The 23,449-nt window shown below is 52.6% G+C and carries 21 protein-coding genes and 1 pseudogene; 10 read left to right on the top strand and 12 right to left on the bottom strand.

The annotated features are described in order from the left end of the window. The 5 genes and pseudogenes from B2Z72_RS02330 to B2Z72_RS02310 all read left to right on the top strand — a co-directional run. Positions 1 to 205, top strand: a pseudogene (locus B2Z72_RS02330) (flagellar protein FliT); the annotation flags it as partial. Further along, positions 202 to 1,167, top strand: coding sequence for a DUF4194 domain-containing protein (locus tag B2Z72_RS02325; protein ID WP_296983346.1), 966 nt, complete (start codon positions 202 to 204; stop codon positions 1,165 to 1,167). The pseudogene B2Z72_RS02330 and the gene B2Z72_RS02325, both read left to right, overlap by 4 nt. A 5-nt stretch (positions 1,168 to 1,172) precedes the next feature. Next, on the top strand, positions 1,173 to 4,811 hold the full coding sequence (locus tag B2Z72_RS02320; protein ID WP_297004086.1) for an ATP-binding protein: 3,639 nt from the start codon (positions 1,173 to 1,175) through the stop codon (positions 4,809 to 4,811). Next, positions 4,811 to 5,218, top strand: a complete 408-nt coding sequence (locus B2Z72_RS02315; protein ID WP_296983343.1) for a group II truncated hemoglobin — start codon at positions 4,811 to 4,813, stop codon at positions 5,216 to 5,218. Before B2Z72_RS02320 ends, B2Z72_RS02315 begins: the two co-directional genes overlap by 1 nt. Beyond that, on the top strand, positions 5,184 to 6,146 hold the full coding sequence (locus tag B2Z72_RS02310) for a DUF4124 domain-containing protein (RefSeq protein ID WP_296983342.1): 963 nt from the start codon (positions 5,184 to 5,186) through the stop codon (positions 6,144 to 6,146). The genes B2Z72_RS02315 and B2Z72_RS02310 overlap by 35 nt, the downstream gene beginning before the upstream one ends. Before the next feature lie 6 nt (positions 6,147 to 6,152). On the opposite strand, the gene B2Z72_RS02305 is transcribed toward B2Z72_RS02310, so the two are convergent. From B2Z72_RS02305 to B2Z72_RS02275, 7 genes are all read right to left on the bottom strand, one after another. Beyond that, entirely contained in the window at positions 6,153 to 6,800 is a 648-nt protein-coding gene (locus B2Z72_RS02305) for a response regulator transcription factor (protein ID WP_296983340.1), read from the bottom strand. Continuing rightward, the gene (locus tag B2Z72_RS02300) at positions 6,797 to 8,176 is read right to left on the bottom strand and encodes a cache domain-containing protein (RefSeq protein ID WP_296983339.1); all 1,380 of its coding nucleotides are present in this window, start codon (positions 8,174 to 8,176) and stop codon (positions 6,797 to 6,799) included. Before B2Z72_RS02300 ends, B2Z72_RS02305 begins: the two co-directional genes overlap by 4 nt. A gap of 111 nt (positions 8,177 to 8,287) precedes the next feature. Continuing rightward, positions 8,288 to 9,580, bottom strand: coding sequence for a TRAP transporter large permease (locus tag B2Z72_RS02295; RefSeq protein ID WP_296983338.1), 1,293 nt, complete (start codon positions 9,578 to 9,580; stop codon positions 8,288 to 8,290). Then, a complete protein-coding gene (locus tag B2Z72_RS02290; RefSeq protein ID WP_296983337.1) occupies positions 9,577 to 10,107 on the bottom strand; it encodes a TRAP transporter small permease subunit in 531 nt (176 codons plus the stop codon). The genes B2Z72_RS02295 and B2Z72_RS02290 overlap by 4 nt, the downstream gene beginning before the upstream one ends. Before the next feature lie 61 nt (positions 10,108 to 10,168). Next, entirely contained in the window at positions 10,169 to 11,260 is a 1,092-nt protein-coding gene (locus B2Z72_RS02285; RefSeq protein ID WP_296983335.1) for a TRAP transporter substrate-binding protein, read from the bottom strand. 592 nt (positions 11,261 to 11,852) lie between these two features. Beyond that, complete coding sequence (locus B2Z72_RS02280) at positions 11,853 to 12,428, bottom strand: lytic transglycosylase domain-containing protein (protein WP_296983334.1); 576 nt, start codon at positions 12,426 to 12,428, stop codon at positions 11,853 to 11,855. Positions 12,429 to 12,478: 50 nt separating this feature from the next. After that, positions 12,479 to 14,209, bottom strand: coding sequence for a proline--tRNA ligase (locus tag B2Z72_RS02275; protein WP_296983333.1), 1,731 nt, complete (start codon positions 14,207 to 14,209; stop codon positions 12,479 to 12,481). Positions 14,210 to 14,406: 197 nt separating this feature from the next. Between B2Z72_RS02275 and B2Z72_RS02270 the strand changes: the two genes are divergently transcribed. From B2Z72_RS02270 to soxR, 5 genes are all read left to right on the top strand, one after another. Continuing rightward, positions 14,407 to 15,048, top strand: a complete 642-nt coding sequence (locus B2Z72_RS02270; protein WP_296983332.1) for a DUF938 domain-containing protein — start codon at positions 14,407 to 14,409, stop codon at positions 15,046 to 15,048. Then, the gene (locus B2Z72_RS02265) at positions 15,041 to 15,625 is read left to right on the top strand and encodes a DNA-3-methyladenine glycosylase I (RefSeq protein ID WP_296983331.1); all 585 of its coding nucleotides are present in this window, start codon (positions 15,041 to 15,043) and stop codon (positions 15,623 to 15,625) included. Before B2Z72_RS02270 ends, B2Z72_RS02265 begins: the two co-directional genes overlap by 8 nt. Positions 15,626 to 15,674: 49 nt before the next feature. After that, entirely contained in the window at positions 15,675 to 16,082 is a 408-nt protein-coding gene (locus B2Z72_RS02260; protein ID WP_296983330.1) for a GNAT family N-acetyltransferase, read from the top strand. 91 nt (positions 16,083 to 16,173) lie between these two features. Continuing rightward, positions 16,174 to 16,590: a GNAT family N-acetyltransferase gene (locus B2Z72_RS02255; protein ID WP_296983329.1), complete on the top strand. Its 417-nt coding sequence runs from the start codon at positions 16,174 to 16,176 to the stop codon at positions 16,588 to 16,590. A gap of 66 nt (positions 16,591 to 16,656) precedes the next feature. Beyond that, positions 16,657 to 17,109 carry a redox-sensitive transcriptional activator SoxR gene (soxR, locus tag B2Z72_RS02250; RefSeq protein ID WP_296983328.1) on the top strand — a complete coding sequence of 151 codons (453 nt, stop codon included), beginning with the start codon at positions 16,657 to 16,659 and terminating at the stop codon, positions 17,107 to 17,109. Between the two features lie 98 nt (positions 17,110 to 17,207). Here the strand turns inward: soxR and B2Z72_RS02245 are convergent, their stop codons facing one another. The 5 genes from B2Z72_RS02245 to B2Z72_RS02225 all read right to left on the bottom strand — a co-directional run. Then, entirely contained in the window at positions 17,208 to 17,939 is a 732-nt protein-coding gene (locus B2Z72_RS02245; protein WP_296983327.1) for an SDR family NAD(P)-dependent oxidoreductase, read from the bottom strand. 278 nt (positions 17,940 to 18,217) lie between these two features. Then, positions 18,218 to 19,693: a S41 family peptidase gene (locus B2Z72_RS02240; protein WP_296983325.1), complete on the bottom strand. Its 1,476-nt coding sequence runs from the start codon at positions 19,691 to 19,693 to the stop codon at positions 18,218 to 18,220. Positions 19,694 to 19,840: 147 nt separating this feature from the next. Further along, complete coding sequence (locus tag B2Z72_RS02235) at positions 19,841 to 20,248, bottom strand: hypothetical protein (protein ID WP_296983323.1); 408 nt, start codon at positions 20,246 to 20,248, stop codon at positions 19,841 to 19,843. A 69-nt stretch (positions 20,249 to 20,317) separates the two neighbouring features. Beyond that, complete coding sequence (gene cobA, locus B2Z72_RS02230; protein WP_296983322.1) at positions 20,318 to 21,154, bottom strand: uroporphyrinogen-III C-methyltransferase; 837 nt, start codon at positions 21,152 to 21,154, stop codon at positions 20,318 to 20,320. Continuing rightward, positions 21,151 to 23,449: molybdopterin-dependent oxidoreductase (locus B2Z72_RS02225; protein ID WP_297004084.1), on the bottom strand; the 2,299-nt coding region annotated here is incomplete at its 5' end. The genes cobA and B2Z72_RS02225, both read right to left, overlap by 4 nt.

Raw genomic sequence — 23,449 nt, 5'->3', positions numbered from 1 at the left:
CCGTGAATTACCGATCGAAACTGCCAAGGATTTTCTTGCCGTTGCCCATGCTATTGGTATTGCGGCGGCGGATGGTCTGTCGAGTGAATTTGAATTCCGCGTTGATTATGACGACCGTGCGGAAGCGCCCGCCGGGGACGCCGGTAAATATTTTCACAAGAAAGACCACTTTACGTTTGAGCTGGTGCAGAAAGAGTCTTCATGATGTTACAGAGCATAGAAAAAGAGTTAGAGAAAGAAGGCCTGAGCCAGCGTGAATTTTCCGAGCTGCTGGTGCGCCTGCTGGATTACGGTGTGGTATGCCGTGATGAAAGTCAGATTGAACAGCAGCTATATGACCGCTACCTGCGCCTGGAAGAACTGGTTGCTGATTATTTAACCCTGCTGGGCATCCGCATTCAGCATGACCGCCGTTTTCAGTTTGTGCGTCTTTATCCACCGGGTGCTCAGGTGCCGGGGATGGTGGATGATGAAACACCACAGCACGGTGCGCAGGCATTCCGTACCCGTCTGAGCCAGAACGAAGTGGCTCTTATTCTGGTGATCCGCGCGCAATACGATAAAGCCCTGCGTGAAGGCATGGTGGATGAGCAGGGGTGTGTCATGGTGTCGCTGGAAGCGCTCAGCATTGCCATGAAAAATCTGCTCAAGCGCACATTGCCGGAAAATCTGACTGAGCGTAAAGCGCTGTTCCGTCGCTTAAAACAGCTGCGTCTGGTACAGATCTCTAACGAAGATAATCTGACCGACGGCGATATGTGGCTGCGCGTGCGGCCAATGATTATGAGCTATGTCAGCGATCAGGTGCTGTCGGAACTGATGGAATCTGAAGAGGAAGCCGGTGCTGCAGTAAGCAGTGGCGATGATGCTGATGCATCTGCCGACGAAGCTTCTGCAGAAAACGCTGCGGATGGTCAGGAAAAAGATGCCGAAGAAGATAGCGACGACTCTGAAGTGTCTGATGAGGCAGACCTGAACGGCGAAGAAGCTGACGCAGAAATTGCTGCACCAGCAGAAACAGAAGACGAAGAAAGTACGCCTGCAGATGAGCTGGCGGACGAAGAGTCTGATGATGCCGTAGCAGAGCAGGATGCTGATACTGAATCAGAAGAACAGGCCGCAGAAACGGCGGTTAAAAACAAACCGGCCAGTCTGTTCGGGGAATAAAGATTATGTTTCTGAAGAAATTTATTTACGTTAACTGGGGCAATATCCCGGCGACAGAATTTGAATTTGGTCCGATCAACCTGCTGTCCGGCGGCAACGGTTCCGGTAAAACCACCGCTGCGGATGCGATTCAGACCATTATGACCGCCGCTCACGATACTCTGTTCCATTACAACCCGGGTCAGGATGAAGCGACTCAGCGTGGACGCGGTAAAAACGTCCGCACGCTGGCGTCTTATGTGCTCGGTTGTGATGATGGCAGTTATGCCCGGCCGGGCGGAGCCGTCGGTTATCTGGCCGCCGTTTTTCATCCGACCCAGGGTGAAAGTGGTGAAGCCTTTACTGCGATTATCGGTGTCAGTGCTTCCATAGATCGTGCTGGCAGCCAGCCGGTTGCCCGCCAGAATGATCTGCAGTTTTATATTATTGGTGAACAACTGACGCTGTCGGATTTTCTTAAAGAGGATAAAGACGGCCAGCGCAATGTGCTTGAGCTTAACAAACTGCCGGCGCATCTTAAAAAACGTATGGACGCTGAACGCGTCGAAAAATACGACACCAAAAAACAATACCTGCGTCGTCTGTACGGCGCCTTGCGTGGCCGTCATGATGCTGTAAGTGAGCGTGAAGCGATGAATGCTGCGCGTACCTTCTCCCGCTTTATGGCGTATAAACCGGTGAAAAGTATCAACGGTTTTGTTGCTAACGAAATTCTTGAGCAGAAAGATCTGGGCGATGCGATCCGCAGTGTATCGGATCTGATGAAAACCATTTATGCAATGGAATCGGATGCAAATGCATTGGCTGAAACCATCAGTATTCTGAACGCCACTAAAGGTGCGTCCGGCCGTTATATCGACCAGTGGATCGACTACAACGTACTGGAATACACCGCGGCCAAAAGCCGCTACGTTAATGATCAGCGTGCTTATCTGACGGCCAAAGAAAAACAGCAGGGCATTCGTGAACGTCTGCATAAAGCAGAAAAAGATCGCGAAGGCGCGCAGGAACGTCGCAAGCAACTGCGTGAGCAGCTGATCAGTATGGAAGCTCAGCGCCGTGGTATCGATGCGTTGCAGGATAAAGACAGCGCAGAAGAAGCCATTGCCTCGGGCAAACTGCAGTTGCAGCAGCTGGCAGTGCCATTACTGGAGCAGGAGCAGATGCTGCAGGCTTCACTGCGCGCCACAGAGCTGGTGCACGGAGCCTTGCAGAAGACCTCGATCGGTCTGGAAATTCCGGGACTGGGGCAGAAAAAAATCGTCGAGATGGCGAAAGAAGTTCTGGCCATTAAAGATCAGGGCGCAGTGGATTTCCGCAAGCTGCTGGGCAAGGACTGGATCGATCTGTCGCCGCTGGAGGCCCACCTTGGTGATGCACAGAATCAGCAGATGCTGGTTAACCAATGGCGCGAACGTTTCCATTCTACAGAGCTGGAAAGCAGTGGTATTTCCCTGCGTGATCAGGTGGCCAAGCAGGTGGATCGCCGCGAGCAGAAACTGCAGCTGGTGCAGGGGCGTATGGCGCAGAAGCAGGCGGATATCGACAGCCTGGAATCCCGTCAGCTGAATTACCCGGGCTTTGTGCGTCAGGCGCTGGAAGCCATCCGCCGTGAATGTCCGCAGGCTGATCCGCGCGTACTGGCTGACTATGTGGAAATCAACGATCCGCAATGGCAGAGCGCCATTGAAGGTTATATCGGTGGTGCCCGTTTCAGCATTATTGTTGAAGGGGATTTCGAAGCCGAAGCGGCACAGATTGTGCGCTCTATTCCTGGTGGCAGCCGTGCCCGGGTTATTCAGGGACAGAAGGCGAAAAAAGACGCCGACAGGATTAAATTGCCATCCAATTCCATCATTCATCTGATGGATTTTGAGCATGCTACCGCCCGTTACTATTTAGAAGCCAGTTACGGCACGGTTGAACAGGTTGAAGATACTCAGGCACTGCGTATGACCCGTCGCGGTGTTACCAAAGATGGTCTGGGTTCCGGTGCTTACTCTATCTACCGTTGTGACCTCGATGACACTGAACTGGTGTTTGGTCTGGGCGCGCGGGAACGTGCGTTAACGGCCAAGCGTGCAGAGCTTAACGCACTGGCGGAACAGGCGAATGAGGCTGCGTTCCAGCTGAAACAGGTTCAGCAGCTGCTGGATGCCATTAATCTGCTGCGCCACGTCAGCTTTGCTGACCAGATGCAGGCCATGCTCGATGTGCAGTACAAAATGCAGCAGGCCGAGCAGGCACTGAATAATGTCGATCTGTCAGACTTCTCGCATCTCGAGCATGAATTTGAAGCACTGAAATCCAAAGCCGATGATCTGGACGCGCAGATTAAAGAACTGGATGGTGAGCTGGGTCGTCTGCAGCAGCAGCTGAACGACAGCGAAAAACAGTGTAAACAACTCAGCGATCTGCAGGAAAAAACCGCAGAAATCGCCGACGAGAAAGAAGAAGCCTTGCGCTTTATTGTTTCTGTGTGGCCGGATTTCGATACCGAAGGGCGTCTGGCAGCGGCAGATAAAGAGGCTGAGGAAAGTCCGGTTGATGCCATTGAGAATCACCGTAAAACCATCAGTCAGGAGCTGAACTCCACGGCTTATGAAATTGAGCGCAATATCGCCGAGCATAATCTTAATTGCCAGACGATGGATGCGATTGTTTATACGCCGGATTATCGCCAGGAGCACAGTGTTGCTTTCTTTAAAACCGTGTGTGGTCTGGAACGCGAAATTGAGCGTGTGTATAACCGCCTGAAAAACAATATTCTGGTGGAAAAACAGGACAAGCTGGTCAGCCTGCGTGAAAGCTTCAATAACGCGTTTGTTACCAACCTCTGTCACTCCATTTATCAGGCCATTAACGATGGTAAACGCATTCTTGAAGATCTGAATAAAGAGCTGGCGCACCATCAGTTCGGTGCCGACCGGGAAACCTATTGGTTTGATTGGGAGTGGGTGCCGGAATACAAAGAATACTGGCAGTTCTTTGATGAGCTGATTAAAAATCCAAGTATTGGTGATGGTGCGACCCTGTTTGATGCGGATATGTCGAAAAGTGCCGAACGGGTACGCGACAGTCTGATGAAGATGCTGCTTGATGAGGACGAGCAGAAAGCCATGCGTGAGCTGGAACGTATTTCCGATTACCGTAATTACCGTTCCTATGAGATTTACAAGCAGCCGGCCAACAAAGATCCGATTGCCCTGAGTCAGTACGGTACCGGTTCCGGTGGTCAGCTGGAAACACCGGCTTACATTATTCGTTCGGCGGCCATTACTTCGGCCTTCCGCTTCAATGAGGGCGATACCCATCTGCGCGTTGTGCTGGTGGATGAGGCCTTCTCGAAAATGGATGAAACCCGTTCGAAAGAGGTGATTAATTACCTCACCGAAAGCCTTGGCCTGCAGTTGCTGTTTATTATGCCGACCAGTAAATCCGGTCCGTTTATGGATCTGATTTCCAATCAGTTTGTGTTCTCCAAAGTGCCGTTAAGCGGCGGACAGAAAAAAGGCGAACTGCAGACCCGGGTACTGGTCGACCGGCAGCAATGCAATCAGGAGAAGGTTAAAGAACTGTGGGCGAACCACAGGCGCACAATCCGCCATCAGGCAGCGCTGGACTTTATGGAGGAGTTTGCCTGATGACCGCCACTGGTTTCCGTTACGGTGAACACGACACCTCGTATCTGGCGGCCGGTGGTATGGATGGTCTGCGTCATCTGGCGGAAGAGTTTTACCGGCAGATGAACAGCCTGCCGCAGGCAGCGGCAGTTCGCGCTATGTATCCGCAGGATGTGACTGAATCAACGGAACGGCTGGCCTGCTTTTTAAGCGGCTGGCTGGGCGGGCCGAAACTGTACCGGGAAAAATACGGAGAAATTGTTATTCCGGCATTTCACCGGCAGTGGCAGATTGACGCCAGTGCAAAGGATGCCTGGCTGGATTGTATGCGCGAGGCTGTGGCTTTACAGCCTTACGCCGATGACTTCAAAGTTTATCTGATGGAGCAGCTCAGTGTCCCTGCAGAACGTTGTCAGAATATTCGCTAGCGTTACTTTTATTGCGTTGCTGTTCCCGGCAATGGCCCAGGCGCAGATTTATCGCTGGGTTGACGATAAAGGTCAGGTGCACTTTTCCGATAAGCCGGTCGATAAAGCCAAAGCCGAAGTCGTTAATATCGAAACTTCACCATCGTCCTGGCAGCCTCTGGATATTGAGGTGATCCGTCAGGGAAACTTTGCAGCGGACGCTGCGCAGCTCGGCACCGCGCGCATTCAGCGCGATGTGAATAATGTTTACCGTTTTTATGATCAGGTGATGTATTTCGATTTTTACCGCAAAGTGCCGGTAAAAATTCATCTGTTGGCGGATCAGGATCAATATATGCGCTTTGTCCGCGACGTCATGAAAAACGATGGCAGCATGAGCAAAGGCGTGTTTATTCCGGCACTCAATGAGATTGCGGTATTTATTCACCCGCCGGAGCTGGGCGGTATCGAAAGTACTTATGCAACCATTCGCCATGAAGCCAGCCATGCAATTCTGTTTTCGTTAGCCAGTCTGATGCCGGTGTGGCTGAATGAAGGCATGGCAGAGCAGATGGAGACGCTGACCGATGATGGCGGCCAGCTTCAGATTGCCATGCATGCGGAGAATAAAGCCGTGTGCCAGCATTATCAGACGCAGTTACCGGATGCACTGGAATATACCCGTATCCGCGGTGATGTCTGGCAACAGACAAACCGTCAAACCGGTATGAATCAGGCGATGGCAGGGCAGATGGTGTATCAGTTGTTAGCGAAAAATTATGGTCGCAGTCTGATTACCCGCTTGCTGCAGGATTATCATCGTGGCGTTAACCGACGGGTTTATTATCTGCTCGACGAGCATTATATCGGTGGTAAGGAAGCGTTCAGAATTCATTGGCAGCAGTGGCTGAATTCAGGAATGAATCAGCCGGCTGCCATTCGCTTCTGAGTTATATCAGCGGCGGGTAATGTTGTGATCCAGTGCGTAACGGATCATGGCGGCTGAATTGCTGACGCCCAGTTTCTGTTTGATTTTCAGACGGTGAGCTTCCACCGTGCGCACAGAAATATCCAGTTCGCGGGCGATTTCTTTGTTGCCCATACCTTCTGCCAGCAGTGCCAGTACATCTTCTTCGCGTGGGCTCAGGACATCTTCAGAACTGCTTACTGAGCGGCTGGTGCCGTTCAGGTCGCTGAACAGTGTCTTGGCAACGCTGGAAGAGAAATAAGTACCGCCCTGACAAACCGTCTGTACGGCCAGCAGCAGTTCTTCTGGTGCAGCATCTTTCAGTACGTAGCCTGCAGCGCCGGACTGAACCACTTTCATAATGTATTCGCGGTCGTCGTGCATGGTGATGATCAGCAGGCGGATATCCGGATACTGTTCCTGAAACGCTTTGCAGGCTTCGATGCCGTTCATGACCGGCATGGAAATATCCAGCAGAACAACGTTTGGCTGGAGTTCTCCGGCGGCTTTGAGCGCTTCTTCTCCATTGTTTACGTCCGCTACTACGGTGAATCCTTCACTTTCCAGACTGGCTTTCAGTCCTTCACGTACCATGGGGTGATCGTCGGCGATGATGAGCTTTATTGAATTATTCATGTTGTTTTGGTCTCCCGGGGAGTCGTATCCGGATTAAGTAAAAATTCTGCTTTGATCAGCGTGCCCTGGCGACGGCGGCTGCTTACTGTGAAGCGTCCTCCGATCAGTTCCACCCGTTCACGCATGTTCATAAGGCCAATGCCATTGGCGTCTTCCTCTGGCTCGAAACCGCAGCCATTGTCTTCCATCTCGACGGTCACGCTGACCGGGCTGTGACTGATCCGCAGCATGACCTGTGTAGCCTGGGCATGTTTACGGACATTGGTCGTCGCTTCCTGCACTAAACGGTACAGGGTCATCTCAATCGCATCCGGTAATCTTGCCTCGGGCAGGCGGATGCGACGTTTAACAGAGATCTCGCTACTGACTGCAAGATCATCCATCAGGCTGTGTAATGCTGGCTCCAGACCGATATCATCGAGTACGACCGGACGCATATTATGCGATAGCTGGCGTACTTCCTGTATAGAACGATCGAGCATGTCTGTGGCCTTTGCCAGGTGTTCTTTAGCAGTATTTTCGGGCCATTGCTTGCTGACAAGATTTAACCTTAGTTTGGCCGATACCAGCATCTGATTTATACCATCATGCAACTCACGCGCAACGTTTCTGCGCTGAATAACCTGAAACGAGACGGAACGTTGCGCCAGGTCTTTGAGCCGATTGTCGGCCAGTTGAGTTACGTGCAGATTAATTAACACCACAACGATAATGATCAGTATCAGACTGACAATCAGCAGCAGCGAGGCAGTTACAAACGTCTGTTTGATGTTGGTGTCGATTTTATCGCGCATCACCTGAGTCTGAGTGCCGATATCATCAACATACAGACCGGTGCCTATGATCCAGTTCAGTTTCGGAATCACGACGACATAAGACAGCTTGTGTTGTTGCCCGGACATCGAGGGTTTCATCCAAGTGTAGCGCACAAAGCCACCACCGGCATTGGCCTGATCGAGCAGACGCTGGATGACCAGAATGCCGTCCGCGTCGCGGAAGTTCATCAGGTCCTGGCCGATCAGCTCGGGCTGGGCGGGGTGGACAATATTGATGCCTTGCTGGTCATAAATGAAAAAATAACCATCTTCACCATAGGTGAGGTTAGTGATAATCCGTTTTATTTCATACTCGGCGCGGGACTGCGCCAGACCGAAATCCATTTCTTCCAGAATCGGGGTAATAGAGGTCATGGCGAGGCTGACGTAATCGGTCAGAGCCTGACGTTTCTGCGCCATGATGCTTTCTTCCAGCATAGTAATCTGCTGGTGAGCAAGTTGCTGCGCCTGACGCTGAGTGATCCAGGTGATGGTCAGGGTCAGGGCTACGAGCGGTAAAATCGTCAGCAGCAGAATTTTTGTTTTAAGAGTCAGGTTCATGCCTGAGTGCCTGCTTTTTCTGTCGAAATTCACTGGTTATTAAAATAAATAAGCCACGGCACATGGCCGTGGCATATTAAAAGATTGCTCGGGGCAGGGCAGTGTTACTGCTTAGCCGACCAACCCGTACCATTCCGGGAACAGCAGGATGGAAATCACAACGCCCACCTGCATCAGAATGAAAGGTATCACACCGCGATAAATATCCGTCGTTTTAATGCCCGCCGGTGCTACACCTTTAAGGTAGAACAGGCTGAATCCGAATGGTGGCGTCAGGAATGACGTCTGCAGATTCATCGCAATAAGAATGGCGAACCACAGGGGTGCAATGCCCAGGGCATCTGCCACTGGTGCCAGAATCGGCACAATGATAAAGCTGATTTCGACAAAGTCGATAAAAAAGCCAAGAATCATAATGGCAACCATCGACAGAATCAGGAAGCCCATCTGGCCGCCCGGCATGTCGGACAGAATTTCTTCAACGATGTAATCACCGCCGGTGTAGCTGAATGCCATAGAGAACGCGGTCGCACCCAGCAGGATGGCAAATACCATTGCTGTTACTTTGACCGTTTCCTGAGCGGATTCGAACATCATTTTCCAGCTGAACTGGCGGTAAGCTACGGCCAGTACCAGAGCGCCCACACCACCGAGAGCCGAAGATTCTGTCGGTGTGGCAACGCCGGCGAAGATAGACCCAAGTACGATCAGAATCAGCGCCAGTGGCGGAATAATAGCTTTGAGCGCACGGACATACATCTGATGTCTGTGCTGTACATCATCATCCATCGGCATGGCTGGAGCGGCTTCGGGTTTCAGCCAGGCATAAACGAGGATATAGACGATGTAGATGCCGATCAGAACAAAACCAGGGCCAACCGCTGCCTGAAACAGGTCGCCTACCGGGATGCCCAGTACGTCACCGAGAATAATCAGGATGATGGACGGCGGAATAATCTGCCCCAGTGTACCGGACGCACAGATAGTGCCGCAGGCCAGTGACTTGTCATACTTGTATTTCAGCATAACCGGCAGGGAGATAAGGCCCATAGCCACAACCGAAGCACCAACAACACCGGTGGAGGCAGCAAGTAAAGCACCTACCAGAACGGTAGAGATGGCCAGGCCACCGCGCACGCCGCCGAACAGTTTGCCCATGGCTTCCAGCAGCTGCTCTGCCAGACGGGTTTTCTGCAGCACGATACCCATGAAAATGAACAGGGGAACGGCCATCAGGGTTACGTTTTCCATGATGCTCTGAATGCGGAAAGGCATAAAGGCAAACATGTCAGGGCCTTCAGCGATAATGCCGAAAATCAGTGCGACACCACCAAAAGTAAATGCCACCGGGAAGCCGAAAATCAGCATCACCAGGGCAACAAAAAACATCACAATACCAATCATAACAGTCCCCGGTCAGCATGGGTTTCGTGCTTATCTTTGAGCGCGATGATGGCGTTTAAAATCATGGCTACACCAGAAACAGCAGTGGCGAAAAATGCAAATGGAATAACCGCTTTAATAATCCAGCGGTTGGATAAACCACCCGGGTCACCTGAGGTTTCGCCCAGAGCAAATGATTCATGGGCAAAATCAATACCATACCAGCCGACCAGCAGGCAGAACGGCAGCAGGAATATCAGGCCGCCAACAATATCAATAATCGATTTACGTCTGACCGACAGGCCCTCGTAAACCAGGTCAACACGCACGTGACCGCCGGTACGCAGCGTGTAAGGTACACCCAGCAGAAACATAGCGGCATACAGATGCCATTCCATTTCCTGCATGGCAATCGACACGTCATTGAATACATAGCGCATCAACACGTCGATAAATACGTTAGCCAACATCAATAAAAAGATGAGGGCGGAAACATTGCCGAGAAAATCGGAAAAGCGGTCAATCAGTTTTTCCGCTTTAAGCAACATAGTCTTCTCCAGATTAAAAAAACGGCGCACTCAGACAGAGTGCGCCGGATACTGCTTCAAATTATTTCGAAATAGAAATACTGTTCAGGTAAGCCTTGTCTGAAATGTCGGTCCAGTGACGGACTTTTTTCAGGTAGCTGGCCTGGGATTCCAGGATTTCTTTAGCCAGTGGGTCTTCTTTGGCTTTTTCAGCCAGCAGCTCGTCATTGGCTTTACGCAGCGCAGTCATCACATCTTCAGGGAAGGTGCGGATTTTTACGTCAGGGTACTCAGTATCCAGAACGGCCAGGTTTTCAGACGATTCGTGGTAAGACTGGATGTACATGTCGTAAGCAGCGGTACGCATCGCGACGCGCAGGATTTCCTGCAGGTCTTCCGGCAGACGGTCCCAGCTGCGCTTGTTGATCATGAACTGCAGTTCAGTAGCAGGCTCATGCCAGCCGGTGTAGTAGAAAGGTGCGATTTTGTGGAAGCCCATGCGCAGGTCGAGAGACGGACCAACCCATTCCAGTGCGTCGATGGTACGACGTTCCAGAGCGGTGTAAAGCTCACCTGGTGGAATGTTGGTTGGGCTGGCACCCAGTTTGGCCAGAACTTCACCGGCGAAGCCAGGGATACGCATTTTCAGGCCTTTCAGATCTTCAAGGCTGTTGATTTCTTTCTGGAACCAACCACCCATCTGGTTGCTGGTGTTACCGCCAGGGAAGCTCAGCAGGTTGAACTGGCCGTAGACTTTTTCCATCAGCTGCATGCCGCCGCCGTGGTAGAACCAGGCGTATTGCTCAGGTGCAGTCATACCGAAAGGCATGGTGGTGAAGTACAGGGTGTTAGGTACTTTACCTTTCCAGTAGTAAGACGCGGAGTGACCCATATCGTATTGGCCGGCACGGACCATGTCGAATACGCCGAACGGGGATTTGTGTTTGTTGGCAGAGTCGATGGTGATCTTCAGACGGCCATTCGACATTTTTTCAGCCATGGCCGCCATGTTGCGCGGAGCATCACCAAAAATTGGGAAGTTGGTCTGCCATGTTTCAGCCATTTTCAGGCGATAAACCTTGTCATCGGCATTCGCGGCACCAGAGGTACCGAGCAGGGTGAGGCCACAGGCTGCGGCGATCACCACTTTCTTTAAGTGGTTCAGGCGGATCATAGTTTTTATCCTTTTTTGATTATTGCTTAGCACTTACACAGCTAACCGGCCGTGCGGGACCGGATACTGACCATGTCAAAGGTAGCTGGCTATCCGGGGGACTGCGCACTACTCGGTAGTATTAGGTAAAGATACGTAGGTAGTAAACCCCCGAGGCTGTTCTGAGTCCTTGGCTCTGGAACAGACCATGCCAGCATTCATGCAGTATAGCGGGCAAAATGTCGCACTGTCCGGGCAAATTCTGCCGCTGCCACAAGGTGGCTGAATCCTTATAAGACTTTGGTTTATAACTGCGCATTTTATCGACTTTTTTGACGATCTGGTTGTCTCTGCGACGCAATCACACAGTACTTAAGAGCGTGCCAATGTATCGGCTGATTGCTCTCAGAGGCTTCTTCGGAGGGTGATGTGAAGGTTTTGCGGGGGCTTGTGAAGCGCGTTGTGAAGAGTTCAGCGAAGCGTTGAAGGTTCTGATTCGACCGTTCTGCAGATGTCAGTGAACGCGTGTGTCGAGGAATTTCAAACGCCTCTGACGGACTGGATAAGGCTTTTATAAGGTGGATACTTCGGACTGAACAGGAAGGCGGGGGCGTCAGTAGTTGACAAACCAGTAGCGTTCCCAGGTCATCATGACCTTTTCCGGGTATTTGGTACGGCCGAGACTGCCGTTATAGCGTGCCAGTGCGCGTATCCAGTCGCCCTTTTCGCGGTCCAGGTAGTGTTTGAGGATGGTGCAGCCGTAGCGCAGGTTGGTTTCGGCGTGCATAAGATTATCGTCGTCACGGCCGATTTCATTTTTCCAGAACGGCATGATCTGCATATAGCCACGGGCACCGACGCGGGAAATGGCAAAGCGGTCGAAGGCGCTTTCAACCTGTATCACCGACAGTACCAGTTCCGGTGATAATCCCGCCCGGGTTGCCTCTCTGTGTACCAGGGTCAGGAATGCCATACGCTTTTTCGCGTCCGGCATATGGCGTTCCATGCGGGCGGACATATCCACCAGCCAGACCTGGGCATCGTATTTGTCGGTGAAGGAATCCGTGCTGTTAACCGCCGCTTTCAGTTCAGCGAGCAGTCCGGGGTCCGGCTCAGCACTGACGGCCGCATCAGCCAGTGCATGCGGGCTGATGACTGGCAGCAGTAAAAGCAGGCACAGAGCCGGCATCAACCGGGCTCTGTGCCAGAGGGTGGAAAGTGAACGGGGCAGTGCCCGTATCAGCATTTCACCTGTTCTTTCAGGAAGCTGACGATGTCGTCCAGTGGAATATCTTTCTTCTCACCGTCACGACGCGCTGCGTACTCGATATTGCCGGCTTCCAGGCCGCGGTCGCTGATAACGATCCGGTGTGGCAGTCCCATCAGTTCCATATCGGCGAACTTAACGCCCGGGCTGGTTTTCTTGTCGCGGTCGTCGAGGTAAACCTCCAGACCCGCAGCTTCCAGTTCGGCGTAGAGTTTTTCAGTGGCCTGTTGCACGGCTTCAGAGCGATGCAGGTTCATCGGTACGATACCCACGTGGAATGGTGCGATAGCGTCCGGCCAGATGATGCCGTTTTCGTCGTGGTTCTGTTCAATGGCAGAAGCGACGACGCGGCTGACCCCAATGCCATAGCAACCCATTACCATGGTGCGGTCTTTGCCGTTTTCATCCAGCACGCTGGCTTTCATCGCTGCTGAGTATTTGGTACCCAGCTGGAAGATATGGCCAACTTCGATACCGCGTTTGATTTCCAGCGTGCCTTTGCCGCATGGGCTTGGGTCGCCGGCCATTACGTTACGCAGATCAGCAAATTCCGGCAGCGGCAGATCGCGCTCCCAGTTGATGCCGAAGTAGTGTTTACCGTCGATGTTGGCGCCGGCACCGAAATCAGAACTGATGGCCAGTGCGTGGTCAGCGATAATACGCATGTTGAGGCCTACCGGACCGATGGAACCAGGGCCTGCGCCAACGATCGGGCGCATTTCGTCTTCGGTGGCAAATTCGAACGGCGAGGCAACGCCGTCGATTTTTTCGGCTTTGATTTCGTTCAGTTCATGATCTCCGCGCACCAGCAGGGCGATCAGATCGTATTTGCCGTCTTCGTCTTTTTCACCGCGCACGATCAGGGTCTTGACGGTTTTTTCGATGGCAATGCCATGCTGCTCAACCAGAGCGGCAATGGTTTTGGCGTCCGGGGTGTCGACGACGTGCATGTCCTGGGTTGGCGCGGCACGCTCGCCCTGCGGAGCAACGGCTTCAGCCAGTTCAACGTTGGCGGCGTAGTCACTGTCGGTTGAGAAGGCGATATCGTCTTCACCGGAGGCCGCCAGAACGTGGAATTCATGGGACTTAGCACCACCAATGGAACCGGTATCTGCCAGTACCGGGCGGAAATCCAGACCCAGACGGTTAAAGATACGGTTGTAGGCGGCGTGCATTACCTGATAGGTCTCTTCCAGGCTGGCTTCGTCGGCGTGGAAGGAATAAGCATCTTTCATAATGAATTCACGGGCACGCATCACACCGAAACGTGGACGGGTTTCGTCACGGAATTTGGTCTGAATCTGATACAGGTTCAGCGGCAGCTGTTTGTAGCTGCTGATGTTGTTGCGTGCCAGATCTGTGATGACTTCTTCATGGGTTGGGCCGATGCAGAAATCACGGTTGTGGCGGTCTTTAACGCGCAGCAGCTCGCCGCCGTACTGGAACCAGCGACCGGTTTCTTCCCACAGTTCAGCAGGCTGTACCGCTGGCATCAGCACTTCCTGAGCACCGGCGCGGTTCATTTCTTCACGCACGATGGCTTCTACCTTACGCAGGGTGCGCAGACCCAGTGGCATCCAGGTGTACAGACCTGCGGCCAGTTTGCGGATCATGCCGGCACGCAGCATCAGCTGATGACTGACGACCACCGCATCAGCCGGGGTTTCTTTTTCGGTTGCTAGTAAAAATTGAGAAGCGCGCATAAGGCGTAACAGTTCCGGAAGTTTTGAGTGTGAATAGACTGGACGGATTCTATAACTTGCGCGGGGGATGAGCAATTTGCGCATGCCCTGAACGACGTCTTTCTGCCAAACTCCGGGGCAACACAAAGTTCGTGTCACGGGCTTACTGATGCAGGTATCTGTGAGATACTGCCTGCATTTTTACATTGGGCTGTTTTATGTCAGATCCGGCTATCGTGAAGCACAGTATTGAGATGAGTGCAGACAACCTGCCTGTGGCGGAATCCTGCCTGCGCAATCAGGAGCCCATTTTTGATGTGCTGAGCAAGGAACTGCAGTCCGGTTCTGTGGTGCTGGAACTGGGCAGTGGCACTGGCCAGCATGCGGCGTTTATCAGTCAGCGTCTGCCGCAAATCCGCTGGCAGCCATCCGAGCTGGCGGAGAACATTCCGGCCATCAATGCCTGGCGCGAACACGTCAAAGCCGAAAACTTCCTGCCGCCACTGGTGCTCGATATCGCCCAGGATCTGTGGCCGGTGAAGCAGGTGGATGCCGTGTTCAGTGCGAATCTGGTGCATTTTGTCGGCTGGGAAAAAGTGCGCAGCATGATGGCGGGCATCGGCCGGGTGCTGAGGACGTCAGGGCTGGCGATTTTTTACGGCCCATACAATTACAACAGCGAATTCACCAGTGCTGGCAACCGCCAGCTGGATGAGTGGCTGAAATCCCGCGATCCATCCTCCGGCATCAAAGATTTCGAACAGATCGTGATCACGGCGCGCAAAGAAAAGCTGCGCTTAATCAAAGATATCGATATGCCGGCCAACAACCGCATTCTGGTGATGCAGAAGTATGCCTGACGCGCCGCTGCAAACCTGTCCCTGGGCTCAGGGAGAGGATTACATTGCTTATCACGATCAGGAATGGGGCGTTCCCTGCTACGACCGCAACCGCCTGTTTGAGAAACTTTGTCTGGAAGGTCAGCAGGCTGGACTCAGCTGGATTACTGTGCTGCGTAAGCGCGAACATTACCGTCGCTGTTTTCACCGGTTTGTTCCCGAATCCGTCGCCCGTATGCGCGATGCGACGCTGGAAAAACTACTTACTGATAGTGGACTGATCCGTAATCGTCTGAAAATCTATGGCATCCGCAAAAATGCAAAGGCGCTGCTGGCGCTGGAAAAAGAGCTGCACCAGCAGGGCTCAGATTTTGCGCAATTTATCTGGCAGTTTGTTGGTGGTCAGCCGCAGCTGAATCACTTTCACTCAATGGCTGATGTGCCCGCCCAGACGGCTGCTGCCCAGACCATGAGTAAAGCATTGAAGAAAGCAGGCTTTACCTTTGTTGGCCCCACCATCTGCTACGCCTTCATGCAATCTATGGGGCTGGTGAATGATCATCTGACCAGCTGCCCGCAGCATCCGGATAACAAATAGCGCCAGATACTCCGCTGCCGTTGCTGAACCGAAATTGTTAAGGAAAATTATGTCACTTAATGTGCAATTGAATGCCGCTATTGATGACGCGGAAGTGATCGCGCTGTACCGCGCCAACCATTGGTCGTCAGCAGAAAAGCCTGAAAAGCTGCTGCCGGCGCTGCGTAATTCTCATACGCTGGTTACTGCCCGTATTGATGGCCGGCTGGTCGGTCTGGGCAATGCCATATCCGATGGTCATCTGGTGGTCTATTACCCACACATGCTGGTGCATCCGGAATTTCACGGGCAGGGCATTGGCCGCGCTATGATGGATGCCATGCAGAGCGTGTATAGCGGGTTTCATCAACAGATGCTGACCGCAGACGGTGATGCGGTGGAATTTTACCGGGCTCTGGGTTTCAGCCGAGCCGGTCAGACAGAACCCATGTGGATTTACGCCGGTAACGAGCACTGAGCAATTAATTCCGGGCACCCAATACCGGACACATAAAGCTCGAACACGGAAAACTGGCCTATAACTGTCAGGACAGACTAAGGGTTACTTAATGAGTATCGAATACCGGATAAATCATGCCATCAGCGGCGAACAGTTTCGTGATCTGCTCAGCCGCACCAGTCTGGGAGCACGCCGTCCACTGGATGACAGCGAGTGCATGAAGGGCATGGCTGAAAACGGTAATTTACTGATTACCGCCTGGCAGGGCGAGACGCTGGTCGGTGTCGCCCGTTCAGTAACGGATTTCCATTTTGCCTGTTATCTTTCTGATCTGGCGGTGGATGAAAACTGCCAGAAAATGGGCATTGGAAAAACGCTTATGAAAATGACCAAAGCGCAGTTGAAACCGCACTGTATGCTGGTGTTAATCGCGGCGCCGGCTGCCAGTGAATATTATGGTCCACTGGGGATGGAACATAATCAGCGTTGCTGGGTATTGCCCCACGGTGCCGATTTTTCTTTCTGATTTCATAACCGGCTTGCGCAGCGCCACGGGTTGTACTGATCGAGGTATGCTGCACGAGGAGTAATTATGGCTACCCGCTATCTGACCGTCGGAGAAGTCGCCCGCCGTACCGGGCTGGCGGTTTCTGCAGTGCACTTTTATGAAAGCAAAGGTCTGATTACCAGTCTGCGCAATGCCAGCAATCACCGGCGCTATACACCCGGGGTGCTGCGTTATCTGTCGTTGATTAAATACGCCCAGCGTCTGGGTATTCCGCTGGATGAAATCCGCGAAGTGGCCGGTCAGTACCGCAGTGGCGATAAGGTCACTAAAGAGGCCTGGCAGGCGATTTCCAGTCAATGGAAAGCCCGGCTGGATGAACGTATTGATGCTCTGCAACGCCTGCGTGACGAGCTGGACTGCTGTATTGGCTGTGGTTGCCTGTCGCTGGCTGATTGCCCTGCGCTGAATCCGGATGATGAACTGGCGGAACAGGGAACCGGCGCAGTGGTGCTGGAACGGCGCGCGCGGGAAAAATAAACACGCAGAAATATAGCGGTTAAAAAAACAGCCTGATGGTGTAAACCGTCAGGCTGTTTTTTTGCCGGTTTATAACCGACCGGTTCGAAGTGTTTTTTCTACCAGGGAATGGGCCCGAGGCGATCAAAAAAGCCACCACTGGGGCCATTTTCACCGATCAGGGCATAACGAACCGGTGCATTAGCTGCAGTTTCCATCACATGCTCCATGGCAATTTCCGGCACCCGCGGATCAACAATACCGGGATCGACCGCGTTGATTTTAATGCCTTCTTCTTTCAGCTCGCGCGCCAGATGAATGGTCAGTACATTCAGCGCCGCTTTGGATGCGGCGTACATCGGCTGGGTAACCTCATAATAAGGACTGCGCTTGTCGGTCATATTAAGAACCGATCCGAGGCTGCTGGAAATATTCACCACGCGTGGGTTAGACGATTTTCTCAGCAGCGGCAGGAAGGCGCGGATGCAGCGGAAATTACCGAAAATATTCGTCTCAAAGGTGGCGATCAGGTCCTCTGGCTCCGCCAGGGATAAAGGGCCTTTATCCATCGCAATGCTGTGATTGTTGATCAGCACATCCAGTTTGCCGTGACGGTGCAGCAGGGTGTCTGCCGCGTGACTGACCGACGATGGATCGCGGCTGTCGAGTACCAGTAACTCAGCAGCATGCTCTTCGGTCAGGAGTTCCTGCAGAAGGCGCTGTCCTGTAGTCAGATCACGGACGCCCATTACCACTGTCTGTCCTTTCTTAGCCAGGCGGCGTGCAGTTTCTTTGCCGGTGTTATCAGAGATATCGGTAACCAGAGCCACCGAAGAATTCACAGCAGACATAAAATTTTCCTCTGTATTGCCCGGGCGCTGACGGAGAAGGATGGGCCCGGATGTCACAGGGCAGATCCGGTTGATCTGCCAGTCGCCGGAATTCTATTTCCTCAAGTTAACTTGAGGTCAAGCCTCTGTTTGCAATCGCCCGGTTTGGCAGGCCGGGCGTGCTTTCAATGTACTTGCATTTAAAGAGAAGGGCGGTTGCAGAGGCGTCGCCTGCGGGTATTGGCATTGCCGCGAATACCCGTCGTACGATACGTCTCTTTTATCAGCCAGTGAGGCTGTTAATTATCAAACAGGCTGTCCAGTGCGGCGGCAAGCGTGTCATCCCGGTGATCATTACGCTGCGCCAGAGTGAAGGACTGCGTGGCAATCTCTGCGGGAATGCCGCTACCTTCAAACCAGTCGCCATCCATGGTCAGATAATATTCGTTGACCAGGGTAAAGCTGATATCGTCAGTCAGCGTTCTGTCCAGTACATCAGCGAGAGCCCCCTGGGTTTCGCTGCCCATCAGCGTCACCTGAGGCAGTTCACGCATGATCAGGGTGAAGACTTCGGCCGCGCTGACGGTATTGGCGGATGTCAGCAGAGTAATGGGTTTCAGGTAGGTGCGCGACGCCGGTTGCAGCGTGATAGTATCTGGCTCTGTGCGACCGGAACCAAGGCGCGCCTGTTTCTGATACAGGCTGCGGCTGCTGTCGAGAAAATAGCGGCTGATCAGCTGACTCACCGAGTCATAGCCACCACCATTCAGGCGGATATCAATCACCAACCCGTTGCTGTCCTGCAAGGCGGTAATGGCTTCGTCCATGATTGCCGCAATGGTTTGCAGATCAGCGATTTCGCTTCTTTCTTCGTTGTTTGTGTTTGTGTTTGTGTTTGTGCTGGTATTAGCAGCTGGTGAATCAAATCCCAGCATGCCATCAATGATCAGAACGCCGGTGTTGTTGTCGCTCAGGTACCACTGCACCAGATTATTTCCGCGGCTTTCGATGTCCCCCGCGGCATAGTTAAGCCGGTTATTTTTAACCCTGGTGATCTGCTCGTCGAGATACGTAAGAAGTGCCTGATATTGCTGCTCGTTGGTAACCTCTCCCTCGCTGTCGATAAACTCGCTGATCAGTTGCAGCAGCAGAGTATTGTTACGGCTGAAGCTGATGCTGTCGTCACCGATATTGATCGACAGGTGGCTGTCTTGTAGTGGTTCAATTAATTCAGCCAGCGCCGGAATTAATTCATCACCGTCAGAACCAGTGGTCAGGGTTTGCCGCACATCGGCGGCGTGTGCATCCCAGTTAACCTGACGCTGCGTAAAAGACGGATACAGCTCGGCGTAGGTCTGCACAAAGAAATCAAACAGATCGAGTGCATTGCTGTCGTGCGCGTTCAGCAGGTTGTGCTGGCAGGACTCTGGCAGCGACGACTGCAGCGTATATTCCGGCGAAAACGTCTGGGTGCCGAGCAGAGTCTGAAACTGACGCAGGTGTGTTTCGCCGGCGCTGTCGAATATTTGCCAGCCATCCTGGATCAGCGCCTGATCGGAAACGTCCTGCTCCCCGGCAGAAATACAATAGTCGCTGCTGTGTTGGTAGAGCGAGACAGAGTGATCGCGAACTTCTATGGTTTCGCCATAAGCAATACTGGTCCAGATACCGGAAAATTCCGATTCACTCTGTGTGTCTGAATGGTGTTGGCTGCTGCCCTGACAGGCAGATAATAATAATGGAATTACGGCAATAAAAACGGTTGAACGGTACATGTTAGCTACTCCTGCTGGGTAAAAATCCTGGTGGCTAATGTACAGGTGTGAGGCTGAACCGGGCGTTAACGGAACATGAATGGAAGCTGAACATATCATTGACGGACAGATTGGTTGGGACTTGTTCTGTCTGTAGCAGAATAAGCGTCAGTCGTCAGAAATAACACCGCGATAGACCCGCCGGCGATCTGTTCCTGTATTCAGGCTGGAGTCCTGGCTGGAGTTCTCGCTGACGTCTCCGCGTTGATGTTTTATTTTATTTTTACCACGCTGGCGGGAATCTGCAAACGCCGGAGGCTCAGACAACAGGGAATGGAGATGCTGGCTTAATGGAGTATTCAGCAGCTGCAGATATTGCTCAGCGTTGAGATTGCTCAGCAGATGATGCAGAGCCAGTTTCATTTCCGGGTGTTCGCAGTGACGGCTGATCATCAGCAGCTCAGCCAGGTCATGCATGGTTTTAACCGGACGGAAGGAAATCTTTTCGAGCAGCTCAAGTTTTAACCGGATGTTATTAACCGCAATGCGGTTAAATCCCAATTGCTGAAACTTCATTCTGTTATACACCTTTAAATACAGAATAGTGGTAGCAGGTCATTTTACCGACAGATACTCATACGGGTTTCAGGCAACGCTTCTGGTATGGGTTTCTGAAGTCGGCACATTGTGCTGGTTTGTCGTGATTTTGCTATCGGATTTTGCCATCGCAGCGACCTCGCCAACAAAAATCAGCCCCGGACCACTGCTTTCGGTCAATGCTTTAGCAGAAATTTCTGGCAGATCTATCAATAAACCTTTGTGCACCTGCTGGTTGCTGAGCGTGCCATTGGTGATGAGCGCCACCGGTGTATCGGTGCTTAAACCTTCCTGCAACAGATGAGCCGTAATTGCGCCGGCCTGACGCAGGCCCATATAAAATACCCGGGTAGGGTTCTGGCAGGGCGAGAACTCATGGAATTTGGTATGACCACTGTGCAGCACCAATGCGTTGCCGTATTCACGATGGGTTAACGGAATGCCGGCTGCCGCAGCACAACCCCCGGCGGCAGTAATGCCGGGAATAATGCGTACATCCATGCCGTGCTTTTCCAGATATTCCAGTTCTTCGCCACCACGGCCAAAAATAAAGGGATCGCCCCCTTTAAGGCGTACAACACACTGGTATTTCCGTGCTGCTGTCAGCAGTGTGCGGTTAATTTCACCCTGTGACATTTTATGTGCACCGCAGCGTTTACCCGTATGAATGCGTGTGCACTGGCGGGGCAGCAGGGCAAGAATATCGTCAGAAATAAGACTGTCGTACAGCACAACCTCCGCCTGACTGATGATGCGCATGGCTTTTACGGTCAGCAGTTCAGGGTCGCCAGGTCCTGCACCAACCAGCCAGACCGTGCTTTGTTGTTCTGCCGGGGCCGGGCGGCTGGTGGATTCATTATGTAATAGTGGCTGATGATTATTCATTGGCTGATTTCCCCGCTGATGGTTTCTGACTGCGCAGTGATCAGTGTTTTAATTTCCGGAATACAGGAGCCGCAGTTGGTTCCGCATTTTAGTGTGTCGCCCAGTTCTGCTGCGCTGTTACAGCCAGCATGAATGGCTTTGATAATCTGTTTTTCACCGACCTGAAAACAGGAGCAGATAATGGCGCCGGTATCTTCGGCATTGCCTGGCTTTCCTGCCAGAAGGGCGCGGCGGTCGCTGTTACTGATGACATCGTCGCGGAAGCGTTCGATCAGCCATTGTCTGGATGAAAATGCTTCCTGCTGATGAGTAAAAATAACGGCTTCAATGCGTCCGTCGACGATCAGGATGCGGCGATGATGGCGGACTTGTTCATCACTCAGACGCAGCCAGTTGCCACCAGGCATTGTGGATTCGAGATGATCAACCGTGGCGCGGACATCGCCCTGACCGGCGATTTCATAATAAAAACCCCGATCAATTACGCCGCTTGCCCAGTAGTCACAGTGGCCGGGTTCGCCGATATCTTCTCTGGTTAAAATAAATCCACGCCAGTCAGTAGGATACGGACGGGCATTGACGCTGGAAAATTTCAGCTCAGGCTGTCCGGACAGCGGATCTCTGCGGTCACTGATAAGCGTGCCCATACGGGCTTTACCGGCGTAACGGCTGGTCCAGTGCATAGGCACAAATATCTCACCGCGACGCTGATTTTCTGTCACTTTCGCCCGTACCAGAATGCTTCCGCGTTTATTGAAAACATCGGTTAACTGGCCATCAGTGATGCCGCGTTGCGCTGCATCCTGTGGGTGAAATTCGGCGTAAGGCTCGGCGATGTGTTGGGCAAGACGCGGAGACTTACCAGTACGTGTCATGGTATGCCAGTGATCGCGTACGCGGCCTGTATTCATAATCAGATCGCCGTCGTGATCGTTTTCCGGCAGGACCGGGGTTGCCGGTACGAAACGCGCTTTACGGTTATCGGTAAAAAAGAAGCCATCATCAAAAAAGCGCTGGCGCCCATTGGGGAAGGTATCATTAATTGGCCACTGAACCGGTTTCAGAGCGTCGTATTCTGCGCGCGATAAAGCTGTCAGACCGCTGAGGTCAAAATCACGGCTGCCATTATTTTCGAAAGCGGACAGACGGGCGTGCTCATCAAAAATTTCAGCAGGGTGGCTGTAGTTAAAATCATTGGCGAAACCTAAGCGCTGGGCGACCTGACAAATCATCCACCAGTCGGCTTTGGCTTCGCCGGGAGGTGTGAGGAAGCCGCGCTGGCGGGAAATGCGCCGCTCTGAATTGGTCACAGTGCCATTTTTTTCGCCCCAGCTGGCGGCCGGTAACAAAAGATGCGCTGCCAGTGCGGTATCTGTGTTAGCCATGCAGTCAGAAACAATCACCATGTCACACTGGCGCATGGCTTCTTTGACGGCATCCGCATTAGGCATGCTGACCAGTGGGTTAGTGGACATAATCCACAGAAATTTAATTTTTCCTTCGCCCACCGCACGAAACATATCAACGGCTTTTAATCCGGGTTCGCTGACCAGGTTGGGTGCATTCCAGAAACGCTTTACGCGATCCCGGTCCGCAGCGGAAAAGTCCATGTGTGCAGCGAGCTGATTGGACAGGCCGCCGACTTCGCGTCCACCCATGGCATTGGGTTGTCCGGTGATGGAGAAAGGTGATGCCCCCGGTTTGCCAATGCGGCCCGTTGCCAGATGCACATTGATAATGGCATTGCCTTTATCTGTGCCGGTAGCACTCTGGTTAATCCCCTGGGAATAGAGTGTCAGGGATTTTTCGGTCGCAGCGAACCAGCGGAAAAATGTCTGTAAATCGTCTGCGCTGACATCCAGTACGTCGGCGGTTTGTTGCAGGCTGCCAGCGCTGTGTTTTGCCTGAGCCAGAGTTGCTTCAAAATTCTGTGTATGCAGGGCGATAAAGTCTTCATCAAGATGATGGTTATCGGCCAGGTATGCCAGCAGGGCAGAGAACAGAAATCCGTCACTGCCCGGGCGCAGCGCCAGATGGAGATCCGCAATATCACAGGTGGCCGTTTTGCGTGGGTCAACGACGACGATTTTCATGTGCGGGCGCTGCTGTTTGGCAGCACTGATACGCTGAAACAAAACGGGATGCGCCCAGGCAGCATTTGAGCCGGTAATAACGATCAGATCGGCAATTTCAAGGTCTTCGTAACAGGCTGGCACCGTGTCAGATCCCAGCGAGCGTTTGTATGATGCGGCCGCAGAAGCCATACACAAACGTGAATTCGTATCGATATTGGCG

The sequence above is a fragment of the Thalassolituus sp. UBA6592 genome, assembly GCF_002433655.1.
Classification (GTDB): Bacteria; Pseudomonadota; Gammaproteobacteria; order Pseudomonadales; family Oceanobacteraceae; genus Venatoribacter.
The sequence above is the reverse complement of the archived record's forward strand: the minus strand, read 5'-3'. Positions and strand labels throughout refer to the sequence as shown.

Bases quoted from the DNA above. Each gene is read 5' to 3' on its own strand.
- B2Z72_RS02325 (WP_296983346.1), top strand. From the start codon at position 202: ATGATGTTACAGAGCATAGAAAAAGAGTTAGAGAAAGAAGGCCTGAGC.
- B2Z72_RS02320 (WP_297004086.1), top strand. From the start codon at position 1,173: ATGTTTCTGAAGAAATTTATTTACGTTAACTGGGGCAATATCCCGGCG.
- B2Z72_RS02315 (WP_296983343.1), top strand. From the start codon at position 4,811: ATGACCGCCACTGGTTTCCGTTACGGTGAACACGACACCTCGTATCTG.
- B2Z72_RS02305 (WP_296983340.1), bottom strand. From the start codon at position 6,800: ATGAATAATTCAATAAAGCTCATCATCGCCGACGATCACCCCATGGTA.
- B2Z72_RS02300 (WP_296983339.1), bottom strand. From the start codon at position 8,176: ATGAACCTGACTCTTAAAACAAAAATTCTGCTGCTGACGATTTTACCG.
- B2Z72_RS02295 (WP_296983338.1), bottom strand. From the start codon at position 9,580: ATGATTGGTATTGTGATGTTTTTTGTTGCCCTGGTGATGCTGATTTTC.
- B2Z72_RS02290 (WP_296983337.1), bottom strand. From the start codon at position 10,107: ATGTTGCTTAAAGCGGAAAAACTGATTGACCGCTTTTCCGATTTTCTC.
- B2Z72_RS02285 (WP_296983335.1), bottom strand. From the start codon at position 11,260: ATGATCCGCCTGAACCACTTAAAGAAAGTGGTGATCGCCGCAGCCTGT.
- B2Z72_RS02280 (WP_296983334.1), bottom strand. From the start codon at position 12,428: ATGCCGGCTCTGTGCCTGCTTTTACTGCTGCCAGTCATCAGCCCGCAT.
- B2Z72_RS02275 (WP_296983333.1), bottom strand. From the start codon at position 14,209: ATGCGCGCTTCTCAATTTTTACTAGCAACCGAAAAAGAAACCCCGGCT.
- B2Z72_RS02270 (WP_296983332.1), top strand. From the start codon at position 14,407: ATGTCAGATCCGGCTATCGTGAAGCACAGTATTGAGATGAGTGCAGAC.
- B2Z72_RS02265 (WP_296983331.1), top strand. From the start codon at position 15,041: ATGCCTGACGCGCCGCTGCAAACCTGTCCCTGGGCTCAGGGAGAGGAT.
- B2Z72_RS02260 (WP_296983330.1), top strand. From the start codon at position 15,675: ATGTCACTTAATGTGCAATTGAATGCCGCTATTGATGACGCGGAAGTG.
- B2Z72_RS02255 (WP_296983329.1), top strand. From the start codon at position 16,174: ATGAGTATCGAATACCGGATAAATCATGCCATCAGCGGCGAACAGTTT.
- soxR (WP_296983328.1), top strand. From the start codon at position 16,657: ATGGCTACCCGCTATCTGACCGTCGGAGAAGTCGCCCGCCGTACCGGG.
- B2Z72_RS02245 (WP_296983327.1), bottom strand. From the start codon at position 17,939: ATGTCTGCTGTGAATTCTTCGGTGGCTCTGGTTACCGATATCTCTGAT.
- B2Z72_RS02240 (WP_296983325.1), bottom strand. From the start codon at position 19,693: ATGTACCGTTCAACCGTTTTTATTGCCGTAATTCCATTATTATTATCT.
- B2Z72_RS02235 (WP_296983323.1), bottom strand. From the start codon at position 20,248: ATGAAGTTTCAGCAATTGGGATTTAACCGCATTGCGGTTAATAACATC.
- cobA (WP_296983322.1), bottom strand. From the start codon at position 21,154: ATGAATAATCATCAGCCACTATTACATAATGAATCCACCAGCCGCCCG.